This window comes from Thiocystis violacea, assembly GCF_016583565.1.
Classification (GTDB): Bacteria; Pseudomonadota; Gammaproteobacteria; order Chromatiales; family Chromatiaceae; genus Thiorhodococcus; species Thiorhodococcus violaceus_A.
The window spans coordinates 39,202-51,888 of record NZ_NRRF01000003.1; the positions used below are offsets into that span (position 1 = coordinate 39,202).

The window sequence follows — 12,687 nt, forward strand, 5'->3', positions numbered from 1 at the left end:
TCAGTTCCTCATGACCGCGCGGGGATCACGGCCGCGCTGCATCGAGATGCCGTCGACCATGATCCGAGCGGCCTCCTCGACTTCGATCCGCGCGATCGCCTCACGCTGCGCATCCAGCGCATCCTCATCGACCTGGTCGGCATCCTCGTCGACCGGGGTGATGCCCTTGGAGCGCAGGAAGCGGTCTTGCTCGTCCTTGAAGCGGCGTTCGCGCTGATCCTCCTGCGCGCGCCGGTCGCGCTCGCGCAGCGAGATCTCCTTCTGCTCCTCGGCATCGCGCATCAGCTTGCTGCGCTCCGTGAGCATCTGAAAACCGAGATCCCTGGAGACACGCTCGTTCGACTTGAGCGTCAGCATATCGAAGGTCATGGCGCTGGCCTTCTTGAAATTGGCGGGGTCGATCCGCGTCCAGGGCAAGGCATTGTCGAGCGAGCGCTCGCCGTGCTCGGTCATGTACTCGGCGGTCGGAAAGCGAATGTCCGGCTCGACGCCGCGCAGCTGCGTGCTACCGCCGCTGATGCGGAAGAACTCGGCCATGGTCAGCCTGAGACGACCGAGATCGTCGTGATCTCCGGGGACATAGCGATTGAGGTCGATCAGCGTCTGCACCGTGCCCTTGCCGAAGGTGGGCTCACCGATGATGAGGCCGCGTCCGTAGTCCTGAATGGCGGCGGCGAAGATCTCGGAGGCGGAGGCGCTCTCGCGATCCACCAGGACGGCAAGCGGCCCCGTGTAGGCGACCCCCGCGTCGGTATCGGCCTCGACCTCGACCTTGCCAAAGGCGTCCTTCACCTGGACGACTGGACCTGTGTCGATGAAGAGGCCGGTGAGCGAGGTCGCCTCGGCCAGGGAGCCGCCACCATTGCCGCGCAGGTCGATGAGGACGCCATCGACGCCGCGCATGACCAGGTCGTTGATGAGCTTGCGGACGTCGCGCGTCGTGCTGCGGAAGTTGGCGTCACCCGCGCCTTCCGCCTCGAAGTCGCGGTAGAAGGCGGGGATCTCGATCACGCCGACCTTCATCCCCGGACCGTTGGGGAGATCATCGACCAGGTAGCTCTTGGCCGCCTGGTCCTCCAGCTTGATCTCGTTGCGGACCAGGGAGATCTCGCGCGAGTGTCCCGTCGAGCCGCTGCTCTTGGGCAGGATCTGCAGCCGCACGACCGATCCCTTGGGACCGCGAATCTTCTCGACCACGTCCTCCAGGCGCCAGCCGACCACGTCCTCCATGGCGCCATCCAGGCCTTGCGCGACACCCACGATCTGGTCTCCCGCATGGATCTGACCGGATTCCCGCGCCGGGCCGCCAGGGACCGTGCTCTGGACGACGGTGTATTCATTGTCGCCGCGCAGCACGGCGCCGATGCCTTCCAGGGAGAGCTTCATGCTGATATCGAAGTTCTCCGAGGTGCTGGGCGACATATAGCTGGTGTGGGGCTCGATCGACTCCGTGTAGGCGTTTATGAAGGTCTGGAAGACGTCGTCGCCATTGAACTGATGGATGCGTCGCGCAAGCCCTTCGTAGCGTTTGCGCAGCCGATCGCGCACCTCGTCATCGGACTTGTCGGCAAGCCGCAGCGTCAGGAAGTCGTTCTTCACGCGCCTGCGCCAGCGGTCGTCGAGCTCCGCACTATCCTGCGCCCACTGGGCCTCGGAGGAATCGAAGGCGAAGGTCTCGGCAACGTCGAAGCTCAGCTTCTGGTCGAGCAGCTTGAGCGCATAGGCGACCCGCTCGTCCACGCGCATCCGGTAGACACGGAAGACGTCGAAGGCCACGTCCAGCTCACCGCGCCGCATGCTCTCGTCGAGATTGCGGGCGCCGGTCTCGAAACGCTCCACATCGCGCGCGATGAAAAAGGATTTGTTGGGATCGAGCTGCTTGAGATACTTGGCCAGCACGGTCTTCGCGAAGGTCTGGTTGAGCACCACCTTGCGGTAGTGGTAGCGCTCCAGCACCTTGTTGATCACGATCGCCGCCTTCGTCTGGCCGGGGCTCGGGAAGAGCTCGGACAAGGAGGTGGATTGCGGTTTCGCGATGGCCGCAACCATCGTCACCAGCGTAAGGAAGACGACGAGCTGGAGCTGGTAGAGGCGCTGTCTCATGGCATTACCCTAGATGGTTGGGTGCGCATCCGCGGAGAGGGGAGATCGGCCGGCAGTGGCCCGCGCACCCGTCGCACGCCGGGCATTGCGCGTGCCGACCCGGCGGGGCACCAGATCCGAGTCTGTCCCAAGATCGGTCGCCGGGAAGACTGACCGAGATTGTTGCAAATAACGCGAAGATTTTCAGGACTGATAGACCTTGCGACGGTAGAGGTCGGTGCGTCGGCTAACGACACGATCCACGAAGAGCAGACCATCCAGATGGTCGATTTCGTGTTGGACAGCGCGCGCCTCGAATCCTTCCATCTCGTATTCATGCACCTGCCCGTCCGGATCTTGGGCCTTGAGCCGTATCTGAGTGGCGCGGATGACATTGCCGGTATAGTCGGGAACGGAGAGGCAACCCTCGCGCCCCATCGCATAGCCTTCCCAATGGACGATCTCCGGGTTCACCAGGACGAGATGCCCATGACTGGAGGTCTTGGGCCGACCCGACACGTCCAGGATGACGATCCGCTGAAAGCGGCCGACTTGAGGCGCGGCAATACCCACGGCGGCCGGACCCGCCAGACGCGTCTCTTCCAGATCGGCGACGAAGTCCCGCAGGGACTGGTCGAACGCCTCGACCGTCTCGGACGCCTGCTTCAGCCTGGCGTCGGGGAGCTTGAGGATCTCGAGAATCGCCATCGGTCAGCCGATCAACACATCGACGGGAGAGACATCCACGGAGACACCGCGCTTGCTGAGGGCCGAGAAGCTATCCCTCAGCGCCTCGAGCGTAACCCCAGAGTAGCCCTGGATGTTCATGATGTAGAGCGGGTGCTCGCGATCGCCCGCCACATCCGACTCCAGCTCCAGGATATTGAAGCCTTGCTCGGCGAGAATCTCCGTGACGTCCGCCACGATGCCGGCACGGTCCGCACCCATGACGCGCACCTGATAATTGGGCATCAGGTGGTGATGCAGGCCGCCGTGCGAGGGGTCCAGATGGATGCGCAGATCCATCTCCTCGGCGACCGGCGCCAGCGCGGCCAGCAGCTCAGCCTCGGAGCGGGCGCCGCTCACCATCAACATGATGGTGAAGTTGCCGCCGAGCCTGATCATGGACGCCTCGCCCAGATGACAGCCCAGCGCGAAGAGGACGCGCGTCACTCGCGCGACGATTCCCGGGCGATCGGCGCCCACGAGGGTGAGGAGGTTCCAGTCGGACATAGATGTCGTCTCGATTCCTTCGGTCTAGAGAGACTCCGAGCCTGATTGGCTCGAAAGCACGGAATCTTATCAAATGGTTGAGGTTGAAAGCGCCCCCGCGCCGCTGAAAGCAATCACCCAGGCTCGCTCTCATCGCTCGGCCCCGGCCTCAGGTCCGCGGCTCGAGCCAGATCAGGCTAGCCATGCGCCCAGTCACGCCATCGCGCCGATAGGAGAAAAAGCGCTCGGGCTGAGCATAGGTGCAGTCTTCCCCCCCGTAGACGCGGCTGACGCCGAGCCGCGACAGCCTCTGCCGTGCGAGCCCGAAAAGATCCGCCAACCAGCGATCGCCGCTCGGGCGGAAGGACTGGGCCGCCGCCGGATCTCTCGCCACGAACTGCGCGCGTACCTCAGCGCCGACCTCGAAGGCGTCTGGACCAATCGCGGGGCCGAGCCAGACGAGCAAGCGCGCTGGATCCGACGCCATCGCCGCCACCGCGGCATCGATCACACCCGCTGCCAACCCCCGCCAACCGGCATGCACCGCCGCCACCCGCATCCCGAGGTCGTCACACATCAGCAGCGGCAGGCAATCGGCCGTCATCACCGCGCAGACAGTACCCGGCGCACGGGCCAGCGCGGCATCTGCCTCGCAGGGCGCAGGGGCGTCACCCAAGACCGCCACGTCGCAGCCATGGACCTGCCGCAGCCAGACCGGCATCGCCGGCAGCCCCAGGGAGGCACGCAGGCGCTCGCGGTTGGCAGCCACGGCGCCGGGGTCATCGCCGACATGGTCACCCAGGTTCATGCTGGCGAAAGGCCCAGTGCTCAGGCCGCCGGAGCGCGTCGTGCAACAGGCCTTGACGGACGTCGGCGCAGGCCAGTCAGGCCGAATCAGCTCCACCAGCGACCTCCTGACGGAATAATTTCAGCAGCCCCTCCAAGTCCTCGGCCATGGGCACCTCCCAGTGCATCTGCGCACCCGTCTCCGGGTGGACCAGACCGAGCCGGATGGCATGGAGCGCCTGGCGCGGAAATCCTTGCAAGGCCGCCGTGAGGTCTGGATGACAGGCAGCGGGCGGCCTGGGTCGAGCACCGTAGGCGCGATCACCAACGAGGGGGTGGCGGATATGGGCCATGTGCACACGGATCTGATGCGTACGACCGGTCTCCAGTTCCACCGCCAGGAGCGCGTGACCCGGAAAAGCCGCCAAGACCCTGAAATGCGTCACCGCCTCGCGCCCGCTCGGCACCACCGCCATCTTGGTGCGCTGCGTCGGGTGACGGCCAATTGGCGCCTCGACGCGGCCGCCCGCCACCAGGTTTCCGACGACCAGGGCACGATACTCCCGATGCACCTGACGCGCCTGAAGCTGCTCGACCAGCGACTTGTGGGCCTGCAGGGTCTTGGCAACCACGAGCAGACCGCTGGTGTCCTTGTCGAGGCGATGCACGATGCCCGCCCGCGGCAGCGTTGCCAGGCTGGGCGCGTGGTGGAGCAAGGCGTTCTGCAAGGTGCCATCGCGATTTCCCGCCGCAGGATGGACGACCAAGCCCGCCGGCTTGTTGATCACCAGCAGCTGCGCATCCTCATAGACCAGATCCAGGGCAATGGCCTGAGCCTGACAGTCCTCGCTCGCCGCAAGCTCGGCCTGGACGCGAACGGACTCGCCACCCCACACCTTGTCGCGACAGCGCCGCGGGGTCTCGTCCACCAGAACCTGACCGGCTTCGATCCACTGCTGCAGCCGGCTGCGCGAGAATTCCGGCAGCAGCGTGGCCAGTGCCTGATCGAGACGACTCCCCGCCAGGGACGCATCGACCGTGACGACACGTCGCAGCGTTTCGGTCGGCGACCCGCTCATCCTGGCGCCACCCGCCCGTGACGCTGGGGGACGCGCATGCCGCGACGGAAGGACTGACCGCCCGCCCAGAGGCACGGAGAACGGCAGGTCGAAGGGTGGGAAACGCGTCGGAGAGAGACGAACCTCGGCAGCGGGACAACGTCGAGCGAACGCCAGCGGCGAGCGCACACGTCCAATCCATGGCTTGCCAACAGCGCGATCATCTGATTGAAGATTGGTCGACCTTTAGGCCCGAGCAACCGCCTTCGGGTATACTGCTTGTCATTCGATACAGGTATTCATTCGACATGCCACGAACGTTAACACGATTGCCCGTGCTCTTGCTCGTCGTCACGCTCGCCGGATGCGGCCTCTTCGGCAAAGAGATCGACCCGACGGAGGGCTGGAGCGCGTCGAAGCTCTATTCGGAGGCGGCCTCGGAGCTCGATTCCAGCAACTACAAACGCGCCGTCGAACTCTACGAAAAGCTTGAGGCTCGCTACCCCTTCGGGCGTTACGCCATGCAGGCCCAGCTCGACGTCGCCTATGCGCACTACAAGGCGGACGAGCCCGAAGACGCCATCGCCGCCGCGGACAGGTTCATCAAGCTCTACCCCCAGAATCCCTTCGTCGACTACGCCTACTACCTCAAGGGCATCGTCAACTACAATCGCAGCGTCGGCTTCCTCGACCGCTTCATCCCGACCGACGCCTCGCAGCGCGACCCCGGCTCGGCGCTCGATGCCTTCACGGATTTCTCGGCCCTCGTCGAGCGTTTTCCCGACAGCAAGTACGCCGAGGACGCACGCCAGCGCATGGTCTATCTGCGCAGCAACCTCGCCCAGAACGAGGTCAATGTCGCCCGCTACTACATGAAGCGCGGGGCCTACGTGGCGGCAGCGAACCGCGCCAACTACGTCATAGAGCACTACCAACGCACCAGCGCCGTGGATGAAGCGCTGGAGGTGCTGATCGACGCCTATCGCGCCCTCGGCAAGGATGATCTCGCGGCGGATGCGAAGCGGGTACTGGACGTCAACCGTCAGGCGGGCCGCTTCGTAGAAGAGCCTCCAGAGCCCGAGAAGGTCGATGTCGCTCGCAAGCTCTGGGGCTATCTGAAGCTCGACGAGAACTGAGATCCCGACGCGCAGACGGCGTCACCGCCGTCGCGCGCACGGCATGAGGCCGACGCGCAAGGCGCCGGCCTAGGCAGGGTCTGCGCGCGAGGCGCTCAGATCGCCGACTCGTTCTCCTCACCCGTGCGGATTCGCACCACACGGGTCACGTCGGAGACGAAAATCTTACCGTCGCCAATTTTGCCCGTCCGCGCCGCCGCGGTGATGGCGCTGATACAGCCCTCGACCTGGTCGTCGGCCAGCACCAGCTCGATTTTCACCTTCGGCAGGAAGTCCACGACGTACTCGGCGCCGCGATAGAGCTCGGTATGGCCCTTTTGACGGCCGAAGCCCTTGACCTCGATGGCGGTCATTCCCGTAATGCCGGCCGCCGACAACGCCTCACGGACGTCGTCCAGCTTGAAGGGCTTGATGATCGCTTCGACCTTTTTCATGAATCTCTCCGTACTGGGTCACGGCTTATCTCAACGTTCGCCTTATATCAACGTTCGAGTATAAGAGCGCGACTAGGTGATGAACAGCGCCCGCGCAGCGCCACTTAGAAGCCGCTGGTGAGTGGATAACGTCGGTCGCGCCCGAACGCACGTTTTGAGATGCGAACGCCGGGCGGAGCCTGGCGGCGCTTGTATTCGTTGCGATCGACCAGACGCGCCACGCGACGCACCACATCGACCGGATAGCCCTTGGCGACGATGGCCTCGACGCCCTCATCGTCCTCGATATAGAGGCGCAGGATAGCGTCTAACACCTCGTAGGGTGGAAGGCTATCCTGATCGGTTTGGTCGGGACGCAGCTCAGCCGAGGGGGCGCGTGTCAGCACGCGCGACGGGATCACTGCCGAGCGTGCGTTGCGATAGGCGGCGAGCCGATAGATTAGGGTCTTGGGCACATCCTTGATGGGGGCGAAGCCGCCGGCCATGTCGCCGTAGAGGGTCGCATAGCCGACGGCCATCTCGCTCTTGTTGCCCGTCGTCAACAAGATCCGACCGCTCTTGTTGCTGATCGCCATGAGGATGATCCCGCGGCAGCGCGCCTGGATGTTTTCCTCGGTCACATCCACCGCCCGCCCCGCAAAGGCGGGCTCGAGCATGTCGAGAAAGGTGCGAAAGGCGGGTTCGATCGAGATCACCTGAGCCTTGACGCCGAGTAGACGGGCCTCCTCGAGCGCATCCTCGTTGCTCATGTCGGCCGTGTAGCGCGAGGGCATGAGGACAGCCTCGACGGCGTCCGCCCCCAGGGCATCGGCCGCGATCGCCAACGTCAGTGCCGAATCGACACCGCCGGACAGGCCGAGCACCGCCCCACTGAAGCCATTCTTGTGGACATAGTCGCGCACGCCGAGCACCAGCGCCTCGTAAATGGCCTGCTCCTCGCTGCTCGCCGGCAAGGCAACAGCCGCGGCTGGCTCGGCGGCATCGTCGAAGGACTGCGTCAAGCTCGCCTCGACGAAGCCAGGCGCGCGCTGGACGACCTTGCCGCGGCCATCGACGACGAACGACCCGCCATCGAAGAGCAATTCGTCCTGCCCGCCGACCAGATTGGCGTAGACGATCGACAGCCGATGATCGCGGGCCAGCCGCGAGACCAGCGCCTCTCGCTCGGCGACCTTGCCCGCATGGAAGGGTGAGGCATTGATGTTCACGAGTATCTGCGCCCCGGCCGCGGCGGCCTGCTGCGTCGGCCCCTCTTGCCAGATGTCTTCGCAGACGCTCAGCCCGATCTTCAGGCCGCGGTGCTCGAAGACCGTCGCCGTCGCACCGGGCTGAAAGTAACGCTTCTCGTCGAAGACGCTGTAGTTCGGGAGATGCTGCTTGGCGTACTCCGCCACGACCTCGCCGTCGCGGATGACGCCGGCCACGTTGAAGAGCCCTCCGACCGAGCGCCTGGGATAGCCGAGCACCAGCGTGATGCCAGGCACCTCGGCCTGGATGCGCGCCAACGCCGTCTCCACGCGCGCCAGAAGCTCCGGTCGCAGGAGAAGATCCTCGGGCGGATAACCGGTCAGCACGAGCTCGGGGTAGACCGCCATGTCGGCGCCCGCCTCGCGCGCGCGCGCGGCCTCGGCGATCACGCGCTCGGCGTTGCCGGCGACATCCCCGACCAGGGGATTCATCTGAACGATTTGGATGCGACAAGCCAAGTCAACTCACTCCCGCGAGAACCATGGAGCGCGGCCCCTGAGGCTCGCGCGGCGAAGCCCTGGGTCTGCCGCGCTCGAGACGCATGCTACACGCCTGACTGAAAATGGACAGGACTGACGGGATGAAGGATTGGCACACGGCGGAATCGGCGAACCGCTGCCCACCAACCTCCGTCCATCCGACACCCGCCTGTGAATCCCGTCTGAATCACGAGCCGGCAGCCCCGGTCGGTCCGACCCTGAACTGGGGTCGGTCTCAACGACCAAGCAGCTCGCCCACCCGAACGCCCATCTCGGCGGGAGAGCGCACGGTCGTGACACCAGCCTGCTCCAGGGCGGCGAACTTACTCTCGGCCGTTCCCTTGCCGCCCGTGACGATGGCGCCCGCGTGCCCCATCCGCTTGCCCGCGGGCGCCGTCACGCCGGCGATGTAGGCGACAACCGGCTTCGTCATCCGTGCCTGGATGAAATCCGCCGCAGCCTCTTCGGCACTGCCGCCGATCTCGCCCACCATGATGACCGCATCCGTCTCCGGATCCGCCTCGAAGAGCGCCAGACAGTCGACGAAGTCCAGACCCTGGATGGGGTCGCCGCCGATCCCGATGCAGGTGCTCTGACCCAGGCCCGCCCGGGTCGTCTGAAAGACCGCCTCGTAGGTAAGGGTGCCTGAGCGCGACACGATGCCGACACGGCCCGGGCGGTGGATACTGCCGGGCATGATACCGATTTTGCAGGCGCCTGGCGTGATCACGCCCGGACAATTGGGACCGATCAACACGGCCTCCACGCCTGCGAGCGCCGACTTGACCTTCAGCATATCCAACACCGGGATGCCCTCGGTGATGCAGACGATGACCCGGATCCCGGCGTCCGCCGCCTCGAGGATGGCATCCGCCGCATAGGCTGCCGGCACATAGATCATGGTGGCATCGGCCCCGGTCGCCTCCACGGCCTGGTGGACGGTGTCGAAAACCGGCCGGTCGAGGTGACGTTGGCCACCCTTGCCCGGCGTGACCCCGCCGACCAGGTTGGTGCCGTAGGCGATGGCCTGCTCGCTGTGGAAGGTCCCCTGCTTGCCGGTGAACCCCTGACAGATGAGGCGGGTATTGGAATCGACCAGAATGCTCATTGATGGCCCCCGATGGATTGATCGCCCCCGATGGATGCGTCACGGGCGGCTGACGCGGCCACCACCTTGTCCGCCGCCTCCGTGAGACTCGCGGCCGTCTCCACGGCGAGATCGCTCGCGGCGAGCATCGCCAGACCCTGCTCGGCATTGGTGCCCTCCAGGCGCACGACGATGGGGACGCCCACCCGGACCTCGCGGACCGCCTGCACGATGCCTTCCGCGATCAGATCGCAACGCACGATGCCACCGAAGATGTTCACCAGCACCGCGCGCACCTTGGGGTCGGACAGGATCAGCTTGAAGGCCTCCGCAACCCGAGCCGCGGTGGCGCCGCCGCCGACGTCCAGGAAGTTGGCCGGCGCACCGCCGTGCAGCTTGACCAGGTCCATGGTCGCCATCGCCAAGCCAGCCCCGTTGACCAGACAGCCGATGTTGCCGTCGAGACTGATGTAGTTCAGCTCGTGTGCCTTGGCCTTGGCCTCCCTGGCGTCCTCCTGAGCGGGATCCCGCAGGGACTCCAAGGCCGCATGCCGATAGAGCGCGTTGTCGTCCAGATTCACCTTGGCATCGAGCGCCAGCAGTTCGCCCGACGCCGTCACGACCAGGGGGTTGACCTCCACCAGGCTGGCATCGCACGCGCTGAACAACCGGTAGAGGCCGTCCATCATCCGCCCCAGCGAGGCGATCTGCGCGCCCTCCAAGCCCAACCCAAAGGCTACGCGACGCACCTGGTAGGGCTGCAGCCCGGCGGCTGGATGTACCCTGACCTGGATGATGCGCTCCGGCGTCTGCGCCGCCACGGCCTCGATATCCATGCCGCCCGAGGCGGAGGCCATGAAGAGGATCCGCTCGGCCGCCCGGTCCACGAGCAGGCTGAGATAGAGTTCGCGGGCAATGGCGGTTGGCTGCTCGATCAGGACCTGGGTCACCGGGAGCCCCTCGGGCCCGCTCTGATGCGTGACAAGCCGCGCGCCGAGCAGACGCCTGGCCTCCTCGACCACGTGCGCGACATCCTCGGCCAGCACCACCCCACCGGCCTTGCCGCGCCCACCAGCGTGCACCTGGGCCTTGACGACCCAGCGCGAGCCACCAAGCTCCGCACAGACCGCCGCGGCGGCATCCGCCGTGGTCACGACGCGACCATCGGGGACGGGAATTCCATAGTCCCGGAACAGTTGCTTGGATTGAAATTCATGTAGATTCATGCGCGTCCCCGAGATCAAGCTGATCGACCAGCACGGCGTCCGTGGCACCCGCCGAGCGGCGAGGCGAGGGGCGGTAGAGCCGCCCCGACCAGCGGCGGATCCGACCGCGTGGTCTGGCCCCGCCAATTCTGGTCTAATTCGGCCGGGTATGCCAAAGGCTAATGATCGCGGGGCGTTCGCGTGAGGACGGACATCGATAGGCTGACCACCAACCAGAAGCCGATTCGCGTCGTCCCGGACGCCGAGTCGCCCGCGTGCGCATCTCCAGCGCCCACCCCTCGCCAGCAGAGTGACGGCACGCGGTACCCGACCCGCGGTGCCCTGCGCTGGCTCTTCCTCTTCCGCCTGCTCATGGTGGTGGGTCTGGTTCTGGCCTTCTCGCCAACAGTGCTGGACCCATCGGTCGAGCGCGCCGAGACCGAGTTGGCCTGGAACATCCTGGTCGCCTACGCCCTGCTGGTTCTCTTGAGCGGGCTTGCGCTCCCTCTGAACCGACCCCGCCGAGCGACCCAGGTTCAGCTCGCGATCTTCATCGACATCATCACCTTCACTGCACTCATGCACGCCGCCGGTGGCATCGCGAGCGGCATCGGCATCCTCTTGGCCGTGGCCGTCGCGGCCGGCGCGCTCATGATGGAGGGGCGCCTCTCGCTCTTCTTCGCGGCCGTCGCCTCCATCGCCGTCATGAGCCAGCAGATCTACACCAACCTCTCGGGCGGCGACATCCACACCTCCTTCACCCAGGCCGGCTTCCTGGGCCTGCTCTACTTCGCCGTCGCCCTGCTCTCCCACGTGCTCTACCGCCGCATCCGCTCCGCCGAGGCCCTGGCGGCCAGACGCAAGGTCGACATCGACGACCTCTCCAAGCTCAACGACTTCGTCATCCGCAGCATCGGTACCGGCATTCTGGTCGCGGATGGCGACCGGCGACTGCGCCTGGTCAACGAGGCGGCCCTTGCGCTGATGTCGGCGAATCGGGTCAAACCCGGCACCTCGCTCAGCGAACTCTCTCCCGAGCTGTGCGACTGGCTCGCCTCGGAGGCCCAGTCCCCGCACCCCAGGGATGCGCTGCTGCAGATCTGCGGACGCGAGATCTGGGCCTCCATCAGGCTGCTCGGGGACTACCGCGCCAGCGGTGTCGTCATCTACCTGCGCGATAACCAGGAGGCCATCCAGGAGGCCCAGCAGATCAAGCTCGCCTCGCTCGGCACCCTGACCGCCAGCATCGCCCACAACATCCGCAATCCACTGAGCAGCGTCAGCCACGCCGCCCAGCTGCTCTCGGAGGGCAGCCACCTCGACGACGACGACCGCCACCTGCTGGACATCATCCGGCGCAACAGCGCGCGGATCGAGGAGACCGTGGAGAGCGTGCTCCAGCTCTCGCGCCGCAACCAGATCCAACCGAGCCAGATCGACCTGGCGAGCTGGGTCGAGGCATTCGCGCAGGAGCTGCGCGAAGCGCATGCATTGCCGGAGACGGCCATCCTCTGCGACCTCGACATCGGCCCGACCCAGGTCGAAGTCGACCCCAGACACCTGCACCAGATCCTCGCCAACCTCTGCGAGAACGCACTGCTCCATGGCGGCACGGAGGGCCGGGATGCCTGCGTCCGGATCGGGATCGCAGGCGTCGGCGAGCGCCGCGAGCTGGCACTCGAAGTCCGTGACGACGGCCCAGGGATCGACGCGAAAACCGCAAGGGAGATCTTCAACCCCTTCTTCACCACCCGGAGCCAGGGGACCGGGCTGGGGCTCTACATCGCCCGTGAGCTGGCCGAGTCTAATGGTCTGAGGCTCGTCTACGAGCGACTCCAGCCGCGGGGCAGCTGTTTCAGGCTGTTGTTTCCGCTCGACTGAACCCCACTTCTAGCCGGCTACGGCCCGGCGGTCGCGCTGAATGAGCGCACACGAGCACAACACCCGCGAAGCGTGAAGA

11 protein-coding genes are annotated in these 12,687 nt (G+C 65.8%); 2 read left to right on the plus strand and 9 right to left on the minus strand.

Features of this window, described 5'->3' with window-relative positions; all coding sequences use genetic code 11:
• The 5 genes from CKO23_RS01820 to rluD form a co-directional block, all read right to left on the minus strand.
• Positions 1-2,103, minus strand: coding sequence for a carboxy terminal-processing peptidase (locus CKO23_RS01820; protein ID WP_200328037.1), 2,103 nt, complete (start codon positions 2,101-2,103; stop codon positions 1-3).
• Between the two features lie 183 nt (positions 2,104-2,286).
• Complete coding sequence (gene def / locus CKO23_RS01825; protein ID WP_200328038.1) at positions 2,287-2,790, minus strand: peptide deformylase; 504 nt, start codon at positions 2,788-2,790, stop codon at positions 2,287-2,289.
• 3 nt (positions 2,791-2,793) lie between these two features.
• Complete coding sequence (locus CKO23_RS01830; protein ID WP_200328039.1) at positions 2,794-3,315, minus strand: glycine cleavage system protein R; 522 nt, start codon at positions 3,313-3,315, stop codon at positions 2,794-2,796.
• A gap of 148 nt (positions 3,316-3,463) precedes the next feature.
• Positions 3,464-4,198, minus strand: coding sequence for a peptidoglycan editing factor PgeF (gene pgeF / locus CKO23_RS01835; RefSeq protein WP_200328040.1), 735 nt, complete (start codon positions 4,196-4,198; stop codon positions 3,464-3,466).
• The gene (gene rluD / locus CKO23_RS01840; protein WP_200328041.1) at positions 4,179-5,159 is read right to left on the minus strand and encodes a 23S rRNA pseudouridine(1911/1915/1917) synthase RluD; all 981 of its coding nucleotides are present in this window, start codon (positions 5,157-5,159) and stop codon (positions 4,179-4,181) included. Before rluD ends, pgeF begins: the two co-directional genes overlap by 20 nt.
• Before the next feature lie 287 nt (positions 5,160-5,446).
• Between rluD and CKO23_RS01845 the strand changes: the two genes are divergently transcribed.
• Positions 5,447-6,274, plus strand: coding sequence for an outer membrane protein assembly factor BamD (locus tag CKO23_RS01845; RefSeq protein WP_200328042.1), 828 nt, complete (start codon positions 5,447-5,449; stop codon positions 6,272-6,274).
• Positions 6,275-6,369: 95 nt separating this feature from the next.
• Here the strand turns inward: CKO23_RS01845 and CKO23_RS01850 are convergent, their stop codons facing one another.
• The 4 genes from CKO23_RS01850 to sucC form a co-directional block, all read right to left on the minus strand.
• Positions 6,370-6,708: a P-II family nitrogen regulator gene (locus tag CKO23_RS01850; RefSeq protein WP_200328043.1), complete on the minus strand. Its 339-nt coding sequence runs from the start codon at positions 6,706-6,708 to the stop codon at positions 6,370-6,372.
• A gap of 104 nt (positions 6,709-6,812) precedes the next feature.
• Entirely contained in the window at positions 6,813-8,414 is a 1,602-nt protein-coding gene (locus tag CKO23_RS01855; protein WP_200328044.1) for an NAD+ synthase, read from the minus strand.
• A gap of 256 nt (positions 8,415-8,670) precedes the next feature.
• Complete coding sequence (gene sucD, locus CKO23_RS01860; protein WP_200328045.1) at positions 8,671-9,543, minus strand: succinate--CoA ligase subunit alpha; 873 nt, start codon at positions 9,541-9,543, stop codon at positions 8,671-8,673.
• Positions 9,540-10,748, minus strand: coding sequence for an ADP-forming succinate--CoA ligase subunit beta (gene sucC / locus CKO23_RS01865; RefSeq protein WP_200328046.1), 1,209 nt, complete (start codon positions 10,746-10,748; stop codon positions 9,540-9,542). Before sucC ends, sucD begins: the two co-directional genes overlap by 4 nt.
• Before the next feature lie 180 nt (positions 10,749-10,928).
• Between sucC and CKO23_RS01870 the strand changes: the two genes are divergently transcribed.
• Complete coding sequence (locus tag CKO23_RS01870; RefSeq protein ID WP_346014544.1) at positions 10,929-12,608, plus strand: two-component system sensor histidine kinase NtrB; 1,680 nt, start codon at positions 10,929-10,931, stop codon at positions 12,606-12,608.
• The last annotated feature ends 79 nt before the right edge of the window (positions 12,609-12,687 follow it).

Coding starts and splice junctions, on each gene's coding strand:
- CKO23_RS01820 (WP_200328037.1), bottom strand. CDS start 2,103: ATGAGACAGCGCCTCTACCAGCTCCAGCTCGTCGTCTTCCTTACGCTG.
- def (WP_200328038.1), bottom strand. CDS start 2,790: ATGGCGATTCTCGAGATCCTCAAGCTCCCCGACGCCAGGCTGAAGCAG.
- CKO23_RS01830 (WP_200328039.1), bottom strand. CDS start 3,315: ATGTCCGACTGGAACCTCCTCACCCTCGTGGGCGCCGATCGCCCGGGA.
- rluD (WP_200328041.1), bottom strand. CDS start 5,159: ATGAGCGGGTCGCCGACCGAAACGCTGCGACGTGTCGTCACGGTCGAT.
- CKO23_RS01845 (WP_200328042.1), top strand. CDS start 5,447: ATGCCACGAACGTTAACACGATTGCCCGTGCTCTTGCTCGTCGTCACG.
- CKO23_RS01850 (WP_200328043.1), bottom strand. CDS start 6,708: ATGAAAAAGGTCGAAGCGATCATCAAGCCCTTCAAGCTGGACGACGTC.
- sucD (WP_200328045.1), bottom strand. CDS start 9,543: ATGAGCATTCTGGTCGATTCCAATACCCGCCTCATCTGTCAGGGGTTC.
- sucC (WP_200328046.1), bottom strand. CDS start 10,748: ATGAATCTACATGAATTTCAATCCAAGCAACTGTTCCGGGACTATGGA.